The following is a 19,020-nucleotide window of genomic DNA, read 5'->3' as shown; positions in this document are numbered from 1 at the left end:
CCTTTTCTGATTTACGTAGATGCAACCGTTACCAGCCGCGCTCGGCCAGGCGGTGCGGCTGGGGGATCTCGTCGACGTTGATGCCCACCATGGCTTCACCCAGGCCGCGGGAGGCCTTGGTGATGACGTCGGGGTCATCGAAGTACGCGGTTGCCTTCACGACGGCGGCCGCGCGCTGGGCGGGGTTGCCGGACTTGAAGATGCCCGAGCCGACGAACACGCCGTCGGCACCGAGCTGCATCATCATTGCCGCGTCGGCCGGGGTGGCGATGCCGCCGGCGGTGAACAGCACCACGGGAAGCTTGCCGGCAGCGGCGACTTCCTTGACCAGTTCGTACGGGGCCTGCAGTTCCTTGGCCGCAACGTACAGCTCGTCCTCAGGCAGTGCGGCAAGCTTGGCGATCTCCGAGCGGATCTGGCGCATGTGCCCGGTTGCGTTGGAAACATCACCGGTACCGGCTTCACCCTTGGACCGGATCATCGCAGCGCCCTCGTTGATGCGGCGAAGCGCCTCACCGAGGTTGGTAGCGCCGCAGACGAAGGGAACCATGAAGTTCCACTTGTCGATATGGTTCACGTAGTCGGCCGGGGTGAGGACCTCGGACTCGTCGATGTAGTCCACGCCGAGGGACTGCAGGACCTGGGCCTCGACGAAGTGGCCGATCCGGGCCTTGGCCATCACCGGGATGGACACGGCATCGATGATCTGGTCGATCATGTCCGGATCGGACATGCGGGACACGCCGCCCTGGGCACGGATGTCGGCCGGAACGCGTTCCAGCGCCATCACAGCAACGGCACCGGCGTCTTCGGCGATGCGGGCCTGTTCGACGTTGACGACGTCCATGATGACGCCGCCCTTGAGCATCTCAGCCATGCCGCGCTTTACGCGGCTGCTGCCTGTAGTTGGAGATTCTAAAGTTTGAGTCATGGGGTTGCTCCTGTCAGGTTGAAAGCCGCGAGAGATGGCTGGAGGTCGTTGAGTCTGTTGAAGGTATTGACATGTAATCCTGCGATGCCCGGTCCGATTTCGACGCTGAACCGCGTCAGATTGAATTTGCCGTTTGTGAAGGACCGCCTGCTGAGTGGGCCCGGACGACTGATCTTGTGGAGGGAGACGCCCACTCCTGGACGGGATGCAGCCTGGATCAGTTCGTCCCGCCCAAGCGGACAGGGAGCACTCGCCCAAACCGGGATTTGTACGCCGTCGTTGCGGAGGCGCTGAAGATAGCGCCGAAGTATTTTGGGGTCGAAGCAGAGCTGAGTAGTGAGATCGGCAGCCAGATATTGTTTGGCCAACAGTGCGTCATACAGGGTTGAGTCCGCGACAGAGGGGTGGTTTTCTGGGTGGCCGACGATTCCGAGCTTGAATGATCTGCTGCTGAACTCCGTGATGTCCTCCATTATCTGGAGGCTCTGTCCGTACGGTCCTTCCTGCGGCCCGTCACCGGCCATAACGATGATGCGCCCGATGCCGGAGCGCGTCAGGTCGGTCAACCTCTTCCGGAGAAAACTCGTGCTGGGAATCATTCGGGCGGGGAGATGAGGGATGACCCGGTACCCTTGCTCGGACAATCTCGTCGCGGTCGCCAGCGTCGCGCTGATTCCGCCGGTGGCAGGCAGGCAGGAAATTGCGACTTCTGCGTGTGGGGGCAGAAAACGTCTCACCATATCTTCGACCTCGGGTGAGGGCGTGATCTTGAAACGCAGGTTCTCCAAGAGAGTCCTCTCGTATAGCACCCGACTGAAGTGACGGAGCGAAAAAATGGGTGGGGCCGGTGCCTGCAGGGAACATGCACCGGCCCCAGATTTGAGGCCCGGTCCGGGCCTCGCTACCCGTCACCTGGCGTCAGTGCCAACCGCGGTCAGGGACGGGTAGAGCGGATGCGCCGAAGCCAGGACCTCGACGCGGTGACGGAGGCCAGACAGGTCCGAGCCGGCGTCGGCCGTTAGTGCTTCGGCGATGATGTCCGCGACCTCGCGGAAGGCGTCCTCGCCGAAGCCGCGGGTGGCCAGCGCGGGGGTGCCGATGCGCAGGCCTGAAGTGACCATCGGCGGGCGGGGATCGAAGGGGACGGCGTTGCGGTTGACGGTGATGTCGATTGCCGCGAGCCGGTCTTCGGCCTGTTGTCCGTCGAGGTTGCAGTTCCGCAGGTCAACCAGGACCAGGTGCACGTCAGTGCCGCCTGAGATCACGTTGATGCCCTTGGCGGTGACGTCGGGCTGGACCAGGCGTTCAGCCAGGATCCGGGCGCCGGCGAGGACTCGTTCCTGGCGCTCCTTGAACTCCTCTGAGGCGGCAATCTTGAAGGCCACGGCCTTGCCGGCGATGACGTGCTCCAGCGGCCCGCCCTGCTGGCCCGGGAACACGGCGGAGTTGATCTTCTTGGCAATTTCGGCGTCATTGCTGAGGATGATCCCGCCGCGCGGACCGGCCATGGTCTTGTGCGTGGTGGACGTGGTGACGTGCGCGTGCGGAACGGGGGAGGGGTGCAGTCCGGCAGCGACCAGCCCGGCGAAGTGGGCCATATCCACCATCAGGTAGGCGCCCACGGAGTCGGCGATCCGGCGGAACTCGGCGAAGTCGAGCTGCCGGGCGTAAGCCGACCAGCCGGCCACGATGAGCTGCGGCTTGTGCTCCTGCGCCAGGCGCTCCACCTCGGCCATGTCTATGGTGTGAGTGTCTTCGCGGACCTGGTACGGGACCACGTTATAGAGCTTGCCGGAGAAGTTGATCTTCATGCCGTGGGTCAGGTGCCCGCCGTGGGCCAGGTTCAGGCCCATGATGGTGTCGCCGGGCTTGATCAGCGCGTGCATCACCGAGGCGTTGGCCTGGGCGCCGGAGTGCGGCTGTACGTTGGCGAAGTCCGCGCCGAACAGGGCCTTGATCCGGTCGATGGCGAGCTGTTCGATGACGTCCACGTGCTCGCAGCCGCCGTAGTAACGCTTGCCGGGGTAGCCTTCGGCGTACTTGTTGGTCAGCACCGAACCCTGGGCCTGCATCACAGCCGCCGCGGTGTGGTTCTCCGAGGCGATCATCTCCAGGCCGTCGCGCTGGCGGCCCAGTTCGTCGTCGATCTTCGCCGCGACCTCGGGGTCCAGGACGGACAGGTCGGCGTTCAGGCTGGGGGAGACCACTTGCTCAAAGGCCACGGTGCCCGCCGCGGACGAAGCGCCGCTCACAGTTCGCCGCCATTTGCTTCGGCGTATTCCTGGGCGGACATCAACGGGCCTTCTTCGGTGACGGTGACCTTGAAGAGCCAGCCTGCGCCATAGGGATCGGTGTTGATCACGGCAGGATCGCTGACAACTTCATCATTGACTTCGGTGACCTCGCCCGTCACGGGGGAGTACAGGTCGGAGACGGACTTGGTGGATTCGATCTCGCCACAGGACTCGCCTGCGGTCACCGTGGAACCAACCTCGGGCAGGTCAACGTACACAATGTCGCCCAGCGCCTCTGCGGCAACAGCGGACACGCCCACTACAGAGGGGCCCGAGCCGTCAGCAGCGATCCACTCGTGCTCGGCGGAGTACTTCAGTTCAGCGGCAACTTTAGCCATAACGTCTTTCCTTAAGTTTGGAGTTCGAGAGTGTGAGGGCCCGGGTTATTTTTGGCGCTTGTAAAAGGGCAGTGCGACGACTTCGAAGGGCTCAGCCTTGCCACGCAGGTCCACGTCCAGCGCGGTGCCCAGTTCGGCGTGCTCGATGTCCACGTAGGCCAGCGCCACCGGGTAGCCAAGGGTGGGGCTCGGCTGGCCCGAGGTCACCTCGCCCACCACGTTTCCGTCTTTGAGGACGGGGTAGCCCCCACGGCCGGCCCGGCGGCCGTGGCCCTTGAGGCCCACCAGCTTGCGCTTGGGGAGGGCATCTTTTGCTGCCTCCAGCGCTGCCCGGCCGACGAAGTCGCCCTCCTTGGACTTAAGCGCCACCACAGGGCCCAGGCCAGCATCGAACGGTGAACGCTCGAGCGAAAGCTCGTTCCCGTACAGGGGCATGCCTGCCTCAAGGCGGAGCGAGTCGCGGGATGCGAGGCCGCAGGGGACAATACCGAACTCTTCTCCGGCCTGGGCCACGGACTCCCACAGGGAAGCTGCACCCTCATTCGGGAGGAAGAGCTCAAAGCCGTCTTCACCGGTGTAGCCGGTACGGGCAAGGATGACTTCGTGGCCGGCCACGGTGACTTCGTTGAACGCGTAGTACTTCAGGCCGGTGACCAGGGCGTGCTGGGACTCATCCGTGAGCTTGAGCAGGATGGCCTCGGCCTTGGGTCCCTGGGCTGCGACGAGCGAGGTTTCTGCCGAGGCATCCTCCACCGTCACATTGAAGCTGGCGGCGCGTTCGGCAAGGGCGGCGGCCACGGTGGGGGCGTTGCCGGCGTTGGGGACCACCAGGTACTTCTCGTCGCCGAAACGGTAGGTGATGAGGTCGTCGATGATGCCGCCGTTCTCATTGCAGATCAGCGAGTACTTGGCTTTGCCGTCCGCGATGGCTGACAACTTGCCCACCAGGGCGTAGTCCAGGAAAGCACCGGCCTCGGGCCCGGTGACCCAGACTTCGCCCATGTGGGAGAGGTCGAACAGGCCGGCTGCGTTCCGGACGGCGTGGTGTTCGGCCAGTTCGGAGCTGTATTTGAGCGGCATCTGCCAGCCACCGAAGTCGGTGAAGGAGGCGCCAAGCTTCTTGTGCTCTTCGTAGAGGGCCGTGTAGTTCTCAGTCATGGGGGATCCTTAGTTTTCGAACTCGGACAGCGGCGGGCAGGAGCAGATCAGGTTCCGGTCTCCACCGGCGCCGTCGATCCGGCCCACCGGCGGGAAGTACTTATCCTGCTTGAGATGGTGGACCGGGAAGACAGCCTGCTCGCGGCTGTACTGGCGGGTCCAATCGGAATTCACGACAGCGGCCGCGGTGTGGGGTGCGTTCCGCACCGGCGATTCCTCGAGGGTGAAGTCCCCGTTGGCCACCTGCTGGATCTCGCCATGGATGGTGATCATGGCGTCGATGAAGCGATCGATTTCGGCGAGGTCCTCGGATTCGGTGGGCTCCACCATCAGGGTGCCGGCCACCGGGAAGGCCAGGGTCGGTGCGTGGAAGCCGAAGTCCATGAGGCGCTTGGCCACATCCTCCGCGGTGACGCCCGTCTTGGCTGTGAGCTCTCGCAGGTCCAGGATGCATTCGTGCGCCACGAGACCTCCCTCCCCCGTGTAGAGGACGGGGAAGTACTCGTTCAGGCGCACGGCAACATAGTTCGCTGCGAGCAGGGCTGCCTTTGTGGCCGCGGTCAGGCCCTCGCCGCCCATGAGTTTCACGTAGGCCCAGGAAATCGGCAGGACACCGGCGGAACCGAAGTTCGAGGCACTGATGGCCACGCCGTGGCCTTCCTCATGCGCTGCCTTGTTGGCGTCGCCCGGCATGAAAGGTGCCAGGTGGGCCTTGGCGGCAACCGGTCCGACGCCGGGGCCGCCGCCGCCGTGCGGGATGCAGAAGGTCTTGTGCAGGTTCAGGTGGGACACGTCGCCGCCGAACTTGCCGGGCTGGGCCAGGCCCACCAGGGCGTTGAGGTTGGCACCGTCAACGTAGACTTGTCCGCCGGCAGCGTGGACAGCCTCGCAGATCTCAGTCACGTCCGCGTCATAGACCCCGTGGGTGGACGGGTAGGTGATCATGATCGCTGACAGGGCGTCCTTGTTCGCCTCGATCTTTGCGTACAGGTCCTCGTGGTCGATTGTGCCGTCCGCGGCCGTGGCCACCACGACAACCTTCATGCCGGCCAGTACCGCTGAAGCGGCGTTGGTGCCGTGGGCCGATGCCGGAATCAGGCATACGTTGCGCTGGGTGTCGCCGTTGGCACGGTGGTAGCCGCGGATGGCCAGCAGGCCGGCGAGCTCGCCCTGGGATCCGGCGTTCGGCTGCAGCGACACCTGGTCGTAGCCGGTGATTTCTGCCAGGTCTGATTCCAGTCCGGCTATGAGTTCACGCCAGCCCTTGGTCTGGGACTCGGGGGCGAAGGGGTGGATGGAGGCGAACTCCGGCCAGGAGATGGCTTCCATCTCGGCGGTGGCGTTCAGCTTCATGGTGCACGAACCCAGCGGGATCATGGTGCGGTCCAGGGCCAGGTCACGGTCGGAGAGCCGGCGGATGTAGCGCAGGAGCTGTGTTTCGGACCGGTGGGTGTTGAATACCGGGTGCTGCATGAACTCAGAGGTGCGGAGCACCTCCGAAGGTAGTTCGAAATCCTTGGCGTCCGCAACGGGTCCGGCCCCGAAGGCAACTGCAATCGCGGAGAGGATTTCCGGCGTCGTGGTTTCATCCACGGACACCCCGATGGTGTCGGCGTCGATGTGGCGCAGGTTGATGCCGCGAGCTTCGGCAGCGGTGATGACCTTGGCGGCGTTGCCGGGAACGGAGACCGTAACCGTGTCGAAGAAGGTCTCTTTGGACAGTTCCCGGCCTGCGGCCTTGAGCGTGGTGGCGAGGGCGCGGGCGTTGTTGTGGACGCGCTCGGCGATGGCCTTCAGTCCGTCGGGTCCGTGGTAGACGGCGTAGAACGAGGAGACGATCGCCAGCAGGGCCTGCGCGGTGCAAATGTTGGACGTGGCCTTCTCGCGGCGGATGTGCTGCTCGCGGGTCTGCAGCGCCAGGCGGTAAGCCGGGAGGCCGGCGTCGTCCTTGGATACGCCTACCAGTCGGCCGGGCATGGAACGCTCTAGGCCCTTGGCCACTGCCATGTACGCGGCGTGCGGGCCGCCGAAGAACAGCGGGACACCGAAACGCTGCGTGGAGCCGACGGCGATATCGGCACCCTGCTCACCCGGAGGGGTGATCAGGGTCAATGCCAGCAGGTCGGCGGCCACCGTCACCAGCGCGCCGCGTTCCTTGGCTTGGGCAATGACTCCGGCCTGATTGAAAACGCGGCCGGAGACGCCGGGCTGCTGGAGCACGATGCCGTTGATGGTGCCGTCAGGCAGGCCCTTGGACAGGTCGGCGACCTCAACCTCGAAGCCGAGCGCCTCGGCGCGGCCCTTGACGACGGCGATGGTCTGGGGAAGGACATCGGCGTCCAGGACAGTTTTGCCGTCGCGAGCGTCCTTGTTCTTGTTGGCGCGGCGCATCATGAGGACGGCTTCAGCGACAGCCGTTGCTTCATCGAGCAGTGAGGCGTTGGCGATAGGCAGCGCGGTCAGGTCCTGGACCATGGTCTGGAAGTTCAGCAACGCCTCCAGCCGACCCTGGGAAATCTCCGGCTGATACGGCGTGTAGGCGGTGTACCAGGCCGGGGCCTCCAGGATGTTGCGGCGGATCACCGGCGGCGTAACGGTGTCGTAGTAGCCCTGCCCGATCATCTGAACGGCGGTCTTGTTCTTGGCTGCAAGGCGGCGCAGTTCTGCAAGCACCTCAACCTCGCTCAGTGCATCTCTGAGCGCAAGCGGCTTGGACTGGCGGATCGCATCAGGAACAGCAACGTCCACCAGGCCATCAACGCTGTCGTAGCCAATGGCTTTGAGCATGCTGTTCACATCGGCCTGGCGACGCGCGCCGATATGGCGGTCAGCAAAGGATGATGAATGGGATGCGATCGTCATGAGGAACTCCAGGTCTGGCCGGCCACGGGTGGCGCGGCATGGTTGGGTTCCTCCCCGCTCTGTATTGGACCTGAGAGATTCCGCGGAAGTGGTAGTCCGCTTGCACCGTCGGTGAGCCAGGCTTGCCCGGCTGCTTTCCAGAGTTGCCTCGCCGCGGCGGTGCTTGGGCCTGAGAGATTCCTGGGGAGGATTTGCTCCTACGGCGCCTGCCCGGTGATGACGGGGAGAACTCTCCCGCCACGGCTCGAAAGGCTATTGAGATGTAGGTGATTCGCTTCACACCGTAGATGAGTCAGATGTTGGTCTGCAACCTGAAAGAGAGTCACCTTAAGCTCTTCTGTACCTTGTACATAATCCCTTTAACCTATGCTCATTGATCGCGTTCGCCTGCCCTGTTGTACTGACACTCACACGAATCCCCAAGGTCCCCTGGCCGCTTCCAAAGACGTCCAGCGGTAAAAACCAGAACGAGGCCTCAATCGAGTTATGTCGACGACAGAGAAAACCCAACAGTTAAAGTCTCCAATCGCCCCTGAGTGGCTTACGCTCCCCACTGAGCCGAACGAGCTCAATCCGGTGATCTGGGCCGAGGGAGTGTCTCGATCCGAGGCGGGTGAAATCACTATCGCCGGACTGCCTGTCTCTGAGCTGGCTCAACGGTTCGGGACACCCGCATATATCATCTCCGAGGACCACTTCCGCAGCCGCGCACGGGCCTTCCGTGATGCCTTTAATGAAGCCTTTGCACCCCTGTGTGGCGGAGTGGATGTCTACTATGCGGGCAAGTCTTTCCTGTGCACCGAGGTAGCCAGGTGGGTAGCGGAGGAAGGACTGCGCCTGGATACGTGTTCCGGAGGGGAACTCGCGTTGGCAGCACGGGCTGGTATCGATGGCGTGAAGCTGGGTCTTCACGGCAACAATAAGTCGGACAATGAGATCAACCGCGCGCTCGATATGGGCATTGGCAGGATCGTTGTGGACAGCCTTCAAGAGCTGGAACGCGTGGCAGAAATTGCGCGTGGCCGTGGTCTCACGGCTCCGATTCTGTTGCGGCTTACCCCAGGCGTTCATGCCGAAACGCACGAATTCATTGCTACCGCCCACGAGGACCAGAAGTTCGGTCTCTCCATGGCCTCCGTCAACGGCAATCCATCCGCTGCTGAACAAGCAGTTGATGCAGCGTTGGCACACCCCAGTCTCGAACTCCTCGGTCTCCACTGCCACATCGGTTCACAGATCTTTTCGCCTGACGGCTTTGCCTTGGCCGCGGAGAAGCTCCTCGGCTTCATTGCTTCGATCCGTGACCGTCATGGGGTGTCCCTAAAAGAACTGGACCTTGGCGGCGGGTACGGCATCGCCTATACAGAAGTTGACCATCCCCAGGAGCCGAAGCATTTGGCAAAGGCGATGGCGGCGGTCGTAGGTGAAGCCTGTCAGCGGCTCGGCATTGATGTGCCGCGCATCTCGATCGAGCCGGGTCGGGCCATTGTGGGCAGTTCAACTTTCACTCTTTACAAGGTCGGCACCCTGAAGACTATCCATGTGGAGCACGGCACGGATGTGTTCGAGCGCCGCTACGTATCCGTGGACGGCGGCATGAGTGATAACCCGCGGCCCGTACTGTACGGTGCGGACTACTCGGCGGCCCTTGCCTCCCGCAGTTCAGAGGCGCCATTGGCCCTGTCACGGGTCGTGGGCAGGCATTGTGAGAGCGGCGACATCGTCGTCAAAGACACCTATCTGCCCTCCGACGTTGAGCCTGGGGACCTCCTTGCAGTGCCGGCAACCGGCGCGTACTGCTGGGTCCTGGGAAGTAACTACAACTACACGCCGCGGCCGCCTGTCGTCGCTGTTTCCCGGGGCGAGGCGCGTCTCATCGTCCGCGGTGAAACCGAGGAGGACCTTTTTCTCCGTGATGTCTCATGCTGATCCCACACCACGCCGTTGTCGTCCCCATTACCCAGCTGGTCCGAAAGGGCGAATCCTGATATGACAGACTCTTTGACCGAATCTGAAGCTCTGACATCCACTCCTCTCCAGGGGGTGCCCTACTGGAAAGGTCACGGCACCGGCAACGACTTCGTCCTGATAGCAGACCCGGACGGCAATCTGGAGATCAGCTCGACCATGACCTCCCAGATCTGTGACCGGCACAAGGGCATCGGAGCAGACGGCCTGATCCGCGCAGTCCGTTCGGAGCGCCTTCCCGAAGGGCGGGAGGTCCTGACCTTCGCGCCGCAGGCCGAATGGTTCATGGACTACCGCAATGCCGACGGCACAATCGCCGAGATGTGCGGTAACGGCGTCCGCGTGTTTGTTCACTTCCTGGTCTCAACCGGACTGGCTGACCTTCCTGCCGGTTCTACGCTGACCATCGGAACCCGGGCAGGAGCGAAGAAGGTCACCCTGATCGGCAGCGATTATGAGATCGACATGGGTCCCTGGCGGAAAGCCTTTCCGGAACGCAGCGCCGAGGATGGCACCGACGCTGTTGTTTCGGTGCCGGGTGTTGAGGTACAGCGCGGTGTTTCCATTGACATGGGCAACCCGCACACAGTCGTGATCCTGCCCCCTGGCACGCCCTTGTCACCTCTCAACCTGTTCACCGCACCTCACGTCAGCCCCCGTCCCCGGCGGGGTACCAACGTCGAATTCGCTTCGCTCAAAGAGCCGGAAAACCCCCAACTGCCCCGCGTCATCACTATGCGGGTTTACGAGCGTTCGGTTGGAGAGACCCAGGCATGCGGAACAGGAGCCTGCGCCACAGCGGTCGCCGTCCGTCTGCAATCAGGGCTTCACGATGCCGAATGGACAGTGCAGATGCCAGGCGGCCCAGTCCTGGTGCGCTTTCAAAAGGAACGAGGGATGGGAGCAGCTGTGCGCGAGCACGTCTTTCTGCGCGGACCTGCCCGGATGGTCTCAAAGGGCGCCATCGATCCTGAGATGTGGGACTTTCCACGGGAAACCTCAGACGCTTCCAAACTTCTTGAGGTGGCACGATGAGCGCGCAACCTGATTCGCTGGCTCCGGCCAGTCCGTTCGGCCTGAGTCTTCCCGACTACCCCTGGGACGCGATGGCACCGTACAAAGCCATAGCAGCCAGGCACGGGGACGGGCCGGTAGACCTCTCGTTGGGCACTCCTGTGGACTCGACCCCGGATGTCGTCCGCGAAGCATTGATCCGATCAGCCAACGCTCCGGGATATCCTGGTGCGCACGGTACCGCTTCCCTGCGGGAGGCGATTGCGCAGTGGTTCACCCGTCGCCGCGGCATCGACAACCTCGATCCACAAAGCATCATGCCCACAGTCGGATCCAAAGAGCTCATTGCATGGCTGCCGTTCATGCTCGGCCTGGGGCCAATGGACGTGGTCGTCCGACCAAAAATCGCCTACCCCACTTACGACATCGGCGCGAAGCTATGCGGGGCTACATCAGTGGCCTGCGACTCCCTGGAGGAACTGGACCCGGCGACGCTGCGAAGGGTCCGCATGGTATGGATCAACTCCCCGGGGAACCCCACAGGCCAGGTCCGTGACGCACAATCCATGAAGACCCTCGTCTCGCAGGCGCGTGAGATAGGGGCCGTTGTTGCCTCAGACGAGTGCTACGCCGAGCTGGGCTGGGATTCCTGGGACATGGGAACCGGTGGGGAGCGCATTCCCTGCGTCCTGGAGTCCGAAGTCTCCGGCGGTTCCACTAAAGGGCTGCTCTCCCTGTATTCGCTCAGCAAACAATCGAATCTCGCCGGCTACCGTGCTGCGTTTGTGGCCGGCGATGAAAAGATCATGGCCAGTCTGGTTAATACCCGAAAACACGCCGGCATGATCGTCCCGTCGCCGATAATGGCGGCGATGGAGGCGGCACTGAACGACGAGGAGCATGTGCGCATCCAGAAGGCGGCCTACCGGCGGCGGCGGGAGATCCTGCTGCCGGCCCTACAGAGTATCGGCTTCAACGTCGAGCACTCGGAGGCAGGTCTGTATCTTTGGGCGACCGCTGGACAAGACACTTGGCACACGGTGCAGTTTTTGGCTGAACAGGGCATCATCGTCGGGCCGGGAAGCTTCTACGGCCGCGCCGGTGAGGGGTATGTTCGGTTCTCAATCACCGGGTCCGACGAACGCATCGCCGCCGCCGCAGAGAGACTGACGGCAGCCGAACTGCCCCGAAAAGCCCCTAGCTAGGCGAGGCTGGCCGCTTAGGACCAAGTAAACGGACTGGAGAACGCACCATAGCTGCGTTCTCCAGTCCGTTTTTGTGTTTCGGCAAGGATCTGTAACAGAAATGCAAGACGCTGGAGGCAAATCCTCGTCCTAAGGGCTTCCCACCTACTCCGACAAGCGTCTCCAGCGTGCACCAGGTGGAAGCGGGATAGCCTGCGCCCGGATATCGCTTCCGAAAGCAAAGCGGACCGGAGTCCCCTTCCCGAGGGGACTCCGGCCCGCTTTGCGTTGCTGAAGGATACTGACGGCCCGTGAATGGCCTTGGAGGCGTTGTTTTTGTATGGCTGGCTTTATCAGTTGGCGTGCAGCGAATCGTTCAGCTCTACAGTACGTCCGCCGCGATGGAGAACCTCGACCTCGCCCGAGGTGGAGTTCCGGCGGAACAACAGGTTCGGCTTACCGGAAAGCTCGACGGCTTTCACGTGCTTGTCCTGTCCGCCGTTCTCCCGGCTGACGATACGTACCTTCGTGCCGGCTGTGACGTAAAGCCCGGCCTCAACAATGCTGTCGTCGCCGATGGAAATCCCTACGCCCGAATTGGCTCCCAGGAGGACGCGCTCACCCAGCGATACACGTTCCTTTCCGCCGCCCGAGAGCGTACCCATCACGGAGGCGCCGCCACCAACGTCCGAGCCGTTTCCGACGACTACGCCAGCCGAGACGCGGCCTTCGACCATTGAAACTCCCAGGGTTCCGGCGTTGAAGTTTACGAACCCCTCGTGCATGACGGTAGTGCCTTCGGCCAGGTGAGCCCCGAGACGGACCCGGTCAGCGTCGGCGATCCGGACGCCCGCGGGAACCACGTAGTCCACCATGCGGGGGAACTTGTCCACCCCATACACAGTGACGGTGCCGCGGGTCCTAAGGCGGGCCCTTGTCTCCTCGAAGTTCGAGACTTCACACGGGCCGAAATTCGTCCAGACCACGTTGGGCAGGACGGCAAAAATACCGTCCAGGTTCAACTCATTAGGGCGGACGAGACGATGGGAAAGCAAGTGAAGACGCAGGTAGGCATCTGCAGTGTCCCGCGGCGGCTCATCGAGATCTAGCTCTGTCAGGACGACTTTCAGGTGCACGCGTCCGTCGGTGTCGTCTCCGGTCGCGGCCAGCCGTGGCAGTTCGCTCGGAGGGGCAGCCGAGGGCTCAGGCTGCCCGAGCTGAGGGCTTGGATACCAGGTGTCCAACACGGTTCCGTTGCTGGACACCGTCGCTATTCCCCAGGCGTGGGCCAGCCTGGAGGCTGCCCCAGTGGGGGTGTCTTGAGGGAGGGTCTGTGTCATGGGAAAGACTCTAGGTGCGCGGGGGTGAGGCCGTCCCTGATCGAGGTAAAGAATTTCTGGAACCGGGTTGCTCACCTTCTGGCTCTGCAAGGGTTGTACGTCAGTCGTTACTGCGGTTGATTGATTGGGTCAAGGGTGTCTCAGATCACCACGCCGGGGTCAACCAACTATGGGCGAAGGAAAGATGGAAAGAGTAATTGTTTGTAGATGCGAGGACGTGTACCTCGACGATGTCGAAACTTCCCTCGCCGACTCCGACGGGCCCATATCTGCGCACGAGCTGAAGCTGCAGACCAGGGCGGGCATGGGAGTCTGCCAGGGTCGCACGTGCGGCCCGCTGATCCGCTCGTTGCTGCGGGGGCATTCGGAACTGCTCGCGGATGCCCAGCTTGGGCCAGGCAGCAATGCACCGGCCCGTCCGATGACCCTTTTGGATCTTGCCGCATCCCGCAGTGACGCGGAAGCAAGGAGTGAGTGTGTTGAAGCGAATAAGTGACCATCCGGTCCTAGGGCCATTGAGCCAAGAAGAAATTGAGTTCGAATTTGATGGCAAGTCCTATCAAGGCATCAAAGGCGATTCCATCGCTTCTGCCCTGCTGGCAAATGGTGTCAGGACACTCAGGTTCTCGAACCGTGACGGAGAACCCCGGGGGATCTACTGCGGTATCGGCCACTGCTTCGAATGCAGGATGACCGTGAACGGTGTCCAGAGCGTCAGGGCCTGCATCACGCAGGCCTGCGATGGAGACGTTCTTGAATCCCAGGGTGAAAACCGCGGGGAGCGTCATGATGATTTCTGATGTAGTCGTAATCGGCGCCGGACCGGCCGGCCTGAGCGCAGCAGTAACCGCCGCCGAAGCCGGTGCGGACGTTGTCGTGATTGACGAGAATCCCAGGGCCGGCGGAAAGCTACTTGGCCAGCTCCATGAAGAACCCGGCACAGGCTGGTGGATAGGGGCCGAGATCTCAAAGAAGCTGGCTGAGCGGGCTGTAAACGCAGGTGTGCGTATCCTGACCAACCGGCAGGTCTGGAACATCTCTCAAAAATGGGAGGTTGCACTGGACACCGGCGAATGCGTGAAGGCCGACTACGCGGTTGTTGCCACTGGCGCTGCCGAACGCCCGCTGCCTGTTCCTGGATGGTCCCTGCCTGGTGTCATGGCCATCGGAGCTGCCCAGACGCTGACCAACTACTACCGGGTGAGGCCCGGGGACCGGATTGCGATCGTAGGGGTGGACCCCCTTTCCCTCACAGTCGCACATGAACTGAGCATGGCCGGTGCGGATGTCGTGGGAATCTACCTGCCCGGTAAGAGCATTTTTGCCGGCACTCAAGCCGATCCTGACACCAACCTGGAGTATCTGGCCGGAATGTCCGACCTCGCCCCGAACGCGTTTCTTCGATGGGGCGGGAAGCTGGCAGCGAACAAGACCCTCAGAAAACTCGCACTGACGTTTTTCCCCAAGAGTGGCCTCCCGTTGATGGGGACCCGTCTAAACCTGAGGAAAAGCCTTGTTTCAATAGGCGGGAATGAACGCGTAGAGCATGTTGAAGTAGCAACGATCGATAGTCAGGGAAACCCCGGAAAGACCCGGACGGTCAAGGTGGACTGTGTCTGCATCTCCGGCGGGCTTTATCCTGTCCAGGAACTCACCCGCGACTGCGGTCTGGTGCGGATCGACCAACTCGGCGGGACCATTCCCCTCTACAGCCCGGAAATGGAAACCACCCAAGACAACCTCTTCGTTGCCGGGAACGTCACCGGAATCGAGGGAGCAAAAATTGCCATGGCCCAAGGCAACCTGGCCGGTACCGTTATCGCGTCCCGACTGGGTCTGCTCGAGGGCAAGGAAGCCATAGACCGGGCGGCAGCAGCGGTACGGTTCGCCCGGAAATCAAGCGCCATCACCTTCATGCCCGATATCGAGGAGGGCCGGCGGATCGCTGACGATCTATGGCTTGAACGCGTGAGGGAAAATTCACTGGCTCAAAAGGATGAGAGTTACGCATGAAAACGGCAGATGCCGTCGTTATCGGCGCAGGAGTATCCGGCAGTTCCATCGCCTTCCGCCTTGCACAGCAAGGCCTCAAGGTAGTCATCGTGGACAAGAACGGCCCGGGATCCGGAGCATCAGGCTCCTGTGACAAGGCCATCTTCATGCAGTCCAAACGGCCTGGTCTACATATGGAACTGGCCATGGCCAGCCGGCGAATGTATGACACGCTTGAGGCCGAACTGGAACAGAGCGTGGAGTTTGAGAGTGATGGCGGCATGGTCGTCATCGAAACCCCACGCCACATGGAGTTCATGAAGGACTTCATCGAAAAACAGCGCAAGGCGGGCATCTCCGTTTCCTTGATTGACGGGGACGCGGCCCGCGCAGCCCAACCGTTCCTGGCCCCCCACATTTTGGGTGCCTCTTTCAGCCCCGACGACGCGGACGTGAACCCGCTTGCCCTGAACGCCGCCTTCTTCCGGGCCGCCAAACGTCATGGAGCCGTGCACCTAACTCACAGCGAAGTAATCGCAGTGAATACCGAGCGAGGTAAGGTGACGTCGGTCGAGACGACCCGCGGAAGCATTTCTACCGGACTCGTCATCAACGCTGCGGGTCCCTATGCAAAGAGTGTGGGGGCATTGTCCAACATCGACATCCCGGTGCAGCCCCGCCGCGGAACCATACTCATCTCCGAGTCCATCCCCAAGAAGGTGACCGGATGCCTACTCGACGCCCAATACATCGCATCGAAGCACCTGCGCTCAGATAACGATGACGCGCCGCCCTATGGTGTCGGACTTTCGCTCGGCCAAACCGTGTCCGGCAACCTTCTTATCGGCGGGAGCCGCGAATTCGCCGGCTTCGACAAGCGGCCCAACCAGGACGTCATCGCCACCATCGCTGCGCATGCCGCCCGAATCGCTCCGGAACTGGCAAAGACGCGGATCATCCGCACCATGACCGGTTTCCGGCCGTACACGGGGGACGGACTTCCCATCATTGACCGGGCAGCTGAGGTGGATGGCTACATCATCGCCGCTGGGCACGAAGGAGACGGCCTGGCCCTTGCTCCCCTGACTGGTCAGCTCGTGGTTGACCTCATCAAAGGCTCTGGACCAACGCATCATTTCCTGTCGGGTTTGCGGGTCGACAGGTTCGCGGGCTCGAAGCAGGACGCACCGGCTGCTACACCGGGAACTACCGCCAACCCCGCGACCGAGGTACATGTCCCCGCATAGGCAGCTGGCTCGGCACCACTGGAGAAAAGGCTTTCGCGTTAGGCTCCACTAAATCCCAGTAGAAAAAACGCTCGTACAGCAGCACGGCCCAGCGTCGCAATTCCGGCGCGCAGATTGGACGACTTCAACATGCATCAGACCCTCCAGAACTTCATCAACGGGGAGTTCGTCACCCCGGCCGGCACCGGCCGGCTGGACATCATCAACCCCACCAATGGGGACGTGGTGGCCCAGTCGCCCATTTCGGTTCAGGCGGATGTGGATGCCGCCATGGCCGCGGCGCAGGACGCCTTCAAGACCTGGAAGCACGTCACCCCGGGCCAGCGCCAGCTCATGCTGCTCAAGCTCGCCGACGCCGTGGAGGCCAACAGCGATGAACTGGTTGAAGCCCAGCACCGCAACACCGGCCAGGTGCGCTCCCTGATCGCCTCCGAGGAAGTGGCCGCCGGCGCCGACCAGCTGCGCTTCTTCGCCGGGGCCGCCCGCATCCTGGAGGGCAAGTCCGCCGGGGAGTACTTCGAGGGGCACACCTCCTACGTCCGCCGCGAACCCATCGGCGTGGTAGCACAGGTGGCACCGTGGAACTACCCGTTCCTGATGGCCATCTGGAAGATCGGGCCCGCGCTGGCCGCGGGCAACACAGTTGTCCTCAAGCCCTCCGACACCACCCCGGAGTCCACCCTGGTGCTTGCCCGGCTAGCCGGTGAGATCCTGCCGGCGGGCGTCCTGAACGTTGTGCTGGGCACGGGCGAAACCGGCGCGATGATGGTGGACCACGAGGTCCCCGGCCTGGTGTCCATTACCGGTTCCGTCCGGGCCGGTATCGCCGTGGCGTCCGGTGCCGCAAGGGGCCTCAAGCGCGCCCACTTGGAGCTCGGCGGCAAGGCTCCGGCCATCGTCTTCAAGGACGCCGATATCAAGAAGAGCGCCGCGGCAATCGCCGAGTTCGCGTTCTTCAATGCCGGCCAGGACTGCACTGCTATCACCCGCGTGCTGGTGGAGGATTCGGTGCACGAGGATCTGGTCACAGCAATGGTGGAGCACACCCGGACCCTGCACACCGGTTCGCAGAACGACGAAGACAACTATTTCGGCCCGCTGAACAACGTCAACCACTTCAACGCGGTCAGGTCGGTGGTCGATCATCTGCCCCTCCACTGCAAAATCGAAACGGGTGGCCGTCAGGCGGGGGAGAAGGGCTACTTCTTCGAGCCCACCATCATCACCGGCGCCAAGCAGACCGACGACGTGGTCCAGAAGGAGACCTTCGGCCCCGTGATCACGGTGCAGAAGTTCAGCACCGAGGAAGAAGCCGTTGAACTGGCCAACGGCGTGGAATACGCCTTGGCCTCGAGCGTCTGGACGTCCAACCACGGCACCGCTATGCGCCTCAGCCGCGACCTGGACTTCGGCGCCGTCTGGATTAACACGCACATCCTCCTCACCGCCGAAATGCCCCACGGCGGCTTCAAGCAGTCCGGCTACGGCAAAGACCTCTCCATGTACGGCGTGGAGGACTACACCCGCATCAAGCACGTCATGAGTGCACTCGACGCCTGAAAGTAAGCCCATGAGTAAATTTCTGGACCTGAGCAAGGACGTCGCAGAGTTAACCGCTGACCTCATCGATATCCCCAGTGTTTCCGGCTACGAAAAGACCATCGCAGATGTCGTTGAAGAGTCGTTGAAGCGGCAGCCGCATCTGAACGTCACCCGTTTCGGAGATACCGTCGTGGCCCGAACTGAACTTGGACGAGCTGAACGGGTCCTCCTGGCAGGGCATCTTGATACTGTTCCGCTTCCAAGCGCAGCAGAAGCGCGCGGATCAGTTCCGAGCCGATGGCTAGGGGAGACCCTTTACGGCCGCGGAGCAACGGACATGAAGGGGGGAGTAGCTGTTCAGCTTGCCCTGGCCCATCACCTCGCCCGTCCCGAGAAGGACCTTACATTCGTCTTCTATGACCATGAAGAAGTGGAGGCGGCCAAGAGCGGCCTCCTCCGGGTGGCAACACAGGCGAGAGCACTGCTGAATGCAGATCTGGCGGTACTTCTGGAACCGACAAACGGCCTGGTAGAAGCCGGCTGCAACGGAACACTGCGTCTACGTGCCGCAACGGAAGGAACAGCCGCACACTCAGCTCGGGCATGGATGGGTGACAACGCCGTCCACAAGCTCGCTGACCTGCTTTCAACCCTGCGTGACTACCAGCCGGCCTCCGTATACGTGGACGGCCTGGAATACCGTGAGGGGCTGAACGCCGTGGGTATTGGCGGAGGAATCGCCGGTAACGTCATCCCCGATGCCGCCTACGTTGACATCAACTACAGATTTGCACCCGACAAGTCGGTGGATCAGGCCGAAGAGCACGTTCGACATCTCCTGAACGGTTACCAGCTGGTTCGCACTGACGCTGCCGGCGGCGCCCGGCCGGGGTTGGGAAATACTGCCGTCCAGAGCCTGGTCAGTGCTGTCGGGGGCACCCCCCAACCGAAGTACGGCTGGACCGACGTCGCCAGGTTCGCCGAACTGGGGATCCCTGCTGTCAATTTTGGGCCGGGGGACGCGCTCCTTGCACACACCGACGACGAGCATGTCCTCGCATCAGACGTCAGGAAATGCCTGGGAGCGTTGCTGGATTGGCTGACGTAAGGGGCTTCTGCCCGAATAGAATGAGCAGGCCCCGCTGGCTAT

General features: G+C 62.5%; 16 protein-coding genes and 1 riboswitch. Of the genes, 9 read left to right on the top strand and 7 right to left on the bottom strand.

All coding sequences use genetic code 11. The features are described from left to right. Window positions 1-28: 28 nt before the first annotated feature. From pdxS to gcvP, 6 genes are all read right to left on the bottom strand, one after another. Window positions 29-931, bottom strand: a complete 903-nt coding sequence (pdxS, locus tag JYA52_RS10345; protein WP_205653094.1) for a pyridoxal 5'-phosphate synthase lyase subunit PdxS — start codon at window positions 929-931, stop codon at window positions 29-31. Continuing rightward, entirely contained in the window at window positions 928-1,719 is a 792-nt protein-coding gene (locus tag JYA52_RS10340; protein WP_205653093.1) for a methylenetetrahydrofolate reductase, read from the bottom strand. The genes pdxS and JYA52_RS10340 overlap by 4 nt, the downstream gene beginning before the upstream one ends. Window positions 1,720-1,839: 120 nt before the next feature. Then, entirely contained in the window at window positions 1,840-3,183 is a 1,344-nt protein-coding gene (gene glyA / locus JYA52_RS10335) for a serine hydroxymethyltransferase (RefSeq protein ID WP_307869354.1), read from the bottom strand. Then, window positions 3,180-3,563, bottom strand: coding sequence for a glycine cleavage system protein GcvH (gene gcvH, locus JYA52_RS10330; protein WP_205653092.1), 384 nt, complete (start codon window positions 3,561-3,563; stop codon window positions 3,180-3,182). Before gcvH ends, glyA begins: the two co-directional genes overlap by 4 nt. A gap of 45 nt (window positions 3,564-3,608) precedes the next feature. Then, window positions 3,609-4,721, bottom strand: coding sequence for a glycine cleavage system aminomethyltransferase GcvT (gene gcvT / locus JYA52_RS10325; protein WP_205653091.1), 1,113 nt, complete (start codon window positions 4,719-4,721; stop codon window positions 3,609-3,611). Window positions 4,722-4,730: 9 nt separating this feature from the next. Then, a complete protein-coding gene (gene gcvP / locus JYA52_RS10320; RefSeq protein WP_205653090.1) occupies window positions 4,731-7,583 on the bottom strand; it encodes an aminomethyl-transferring glycine dehydrogenase in 2,853 nt (950 codons plus the stop codon). Window positions 7,584-7,730: 147 nt separating this feature from the next. Continuing rightward, window positions 7,731-7,830: riboswitch (glycine riboswitch) on the bottom strand. Window positions 7,831-8,069: 239 nt separating this feature from the next. Between gcvP and lysA the strand changes: the two genes are divergently transcribed. Genes lysA through dapC form a run of 3 tightly spaced genes read left to right on the top strand, consistent with a single transcriptional unit; the run spans window position 8,070 to window position 11,770 of the window. Beyond that, window positions 8,070-9,512 carry a diaminopimelate decarboxylase gene (gene lysA, locus JYA52_RS10315; protein ID WP_205653089.1) on the top strand — a complete coding sequence of 481 codons (1,443 nt, stop codon included), beginning with the start codon at window positions 8,070-8,072 and terminating at the stop codon, window positions 9,510-9,512. 60 nt (window positions 9,513-9,572) lie between these two features. Beyond that, window positions 9,573-10,586, top strand: coding sequence for a diaminopimelate epimerase (dapF, locus tag JYA52_RS10310; RefSeq protein ID WP_205653088.1), 1,014 nt, complete (start codon window positions 9,573-9,575; stop codon window positions 10,584-10,586). After that, complete coding sequence (gene dapC, locus JYA52_RS10305) at window positions 10,583-11,770, top strand: succinyldiaminopimelate transaminase (protein ID WP_205653087.1); 1,188 nt, start codon at window positions 10,583-10,585, stop codon at window positions 11,768-11,770. Before dapF ends, dapC begins: the two co-directional genes overlap by 4 nt. A gap of 332 nt (window positions 11,771-12,102) precedes the next feature. Here the strand turns inward: dapC and dapD are convergent, their stop codons facing one another. After that, window positions 12,103-13,089: a 2,3,4,5-tetrahydropyridine-2,6-dicarboxylate N-succinyltransferase gene (gene dapD, locus JYA52_RS10300; protein ID WP_205653086.1), complete on the bottom strand. Its 987-nt coding sequence runs from the start codon at window positions 13,087-13,089 to the stop codon at window positions 12,103-12,105. A gap of 169 nt (window positions 13,090-13,258) precedes the next feature. On the opposite strand from dapD, the gene JYA52_RS23085 reads away from it, so the two are divergent. The 6 genes from JYA52_RS23085 to dapE all read left to right on the top strand — a co-directional run bounded on the left by JYA52_RS23085 (window position 13,259) and on the right by dapE (window position 18,978). Further along, the gene (locus JYA52_RS23085) at window positions 13,259-13,585 is read left to right on the top strand and encodes a (2Fe-2S)-binding protein (RefSeq protein WP_372433790.1); all 327 of its coding nucleotides are present in this window, start codon (window positions 13,259-13,261) and stop codon (window positions 13,583-13,585) included. Next, window positions 13,566-13,889: a (2Fe-2S)-binding protein gene (locus tag JYA52_RS10290; RefSeq protein WP_307869352.1), complete on the top strand. Its 324-nt coding sequence runs from the start codon at window positions 13,566-13,568 to the stop codon at window positions 13,887-13,889. The genes JYA52_RS23085 and JYA52_RS10290 overlap by 20 nt, the downstream gene beginning before the upstream one ends. Continuing rightward, on the top strand, window positions 13,879-15,102 hold the full coding sequence (locus JYA52_RS10285) for an NAD(P)/FAD-dependent oxidoreductase (RefSeq protein ID WP_205653083.1): 1,224 nt from the start codon (window positions 13,879-13,881) through the stop codon (window positions 15,100-15,102). The genes JYA52_RS10290 and JYA52_RS10285 overlap by 11 nt, the downstream gene beginning before the upstream one ends. Then, the gene (locus tag JYA52_RS10280; protein ID WP_205653082.1) at window positions 15,099-16,328 is read left to right on the top strand and encodes an NAD(P)/FAD-dependent oxidoreductase; all 1,230 of its coding nucleotides are present in this window, start codon (window positions 15,099-15,101) and stop codon (window positions 16,326-16,328) included. The genes JYA52_RS10285 and JYA52_RS10280 overlap by 4 nt, the downstream gene beginning before the upstream one ends. 129 nt (window positions 16,329-16,457) lie before the next feature. Further along, complete coding sequence (locus tag JYA52_RS10275) at window positions 16,458-17,888, top strand: aminobutyraldehyde dehydrogenase (protein ID WP_205653081.1); 1,431 nt, start codon at window positions 16,458-16,460, stop codon at window positions 17,886-17,888. 10 nt (window positions 17,889-17,898) lie between these two features. Then, a complete protein-coding gene (dapE, locus tag JYA52_RS10270) occupies window positions 17,899-18,978 on the top strand; it encodes a succinyl-diaminopimelate desuccinylase (RefSeq protein WP_205653080.1) in 1,080 nt (359 codons plus the stop codon). Window positions 18,979-19,020 lie beyond the last annotated feature (42 nt).

It is taken from the genome of Arthrobacter pascens, assembly GCF_017052465.1.
Lineage (GTDB): Bacteria > Actinomycetota > Actinomycetes > Actinomycetales > Micrococcaceae > Arthrobacter > Arthrobacter pascens.
This window is presented reverse-complemented; position numbering and strand designations above follow the sequence as displayed.

What these genes read in the sequence shown, in the direction of transcription:
- JYA52_RS10275 (WP_205653081.1), top strand. Translation starts at nt 16,458, where the DNA reads ATGCATCAGACCCTCCAGAACTTCATCAACGGGGAGTTCGTCACCCCG.
- dapD (WP_205653086.1), bottom strand. Translation starts at nt 13,089, where the DNA reads ATGACACAGACCCTCCCTCAAGACACCCCCACTGGGGCAGCCTCCAGG.
- JYA52_RS10280 (WP_205653082.1), top strand. Translation starts at nt 15,099, where the DNA reads ATGAAAACGGCAGATGCCGTCGTTATCGGCGCAGGAGTATCCGGCAGT.
- lysA (WP_205653089.1), top strand. Translation starts at nt 8,070, where the DNA reads ATGTCGACGACAGAGAAAACCCAACAGTTAAAGTCTCCAATCGCCCCT.
- JYA52_RS10285 (WP_205653083.1), top strand. Translation starts at nt 13,879, where the DNA reads ATGATTTCTGATGTAGTCGTAATCGGCGCCGGACCGGCCGGCCTGAGC.
- gcvP (WP_205653090.1), bottom strand. Translation starts at nt 7,583, where the DNA reads ATGACGATCGCATCCCATTCATCATCCTTTGCTGACCGCCATATCGGC.
- dapC (WP_205653087.1), top strand. Translation starts at nt 10,583, where the DNA reads ATGAGCGCGCAACCTGATTCGCTGGCTCCGGCCAGTCCGTTCGGCCTG.
- pdxS (WP_205653094.1), bottom strand. Translation starts at nt 931, where the DNA reads ATGACTCAAACTTTAGAATCTCCAACTACAGGCAGCAGCCGCGTAAAG.
- gcvT (WP_205653091.1), bottom strand. Translation starts at nt 4,721, where the DNA reads ATGACTGAGAACTACACGGCCCTCTACGAAGAGCACAAGAAGCTTGGC.
- gcvH (WP_205653092.1), bottom strand. Translation starts at nt 3,563, where the DNA reads ATGGCTAAAGTTGCCGCTGAACTGAAGTACTCCGCCGAGCACGAGTGG.
- dapE (WP_205653080.1), top strand. Translation starts at nt 17,899, where the DNA reads ATGAGTAAATTTCTGGACCTGAGCAAGGACGTCGCAGAGTTAACCGCT.
- JYA52_RS23085 (WP_372433790.1), top strand. Translation starts at nt 13,259, where the DNA reads ATGGGCGAAGGAAAGATGGAAAGAGTAATTGTTTGTAGATGCGAGGAC.
- dapF (WP_205653088.1), top strand. Translation starts at nt 9,573, where the DNA reads ATGACAGACTCTTTGACCGAATCTGAAGCTCTGACATCCACTCCTCTC.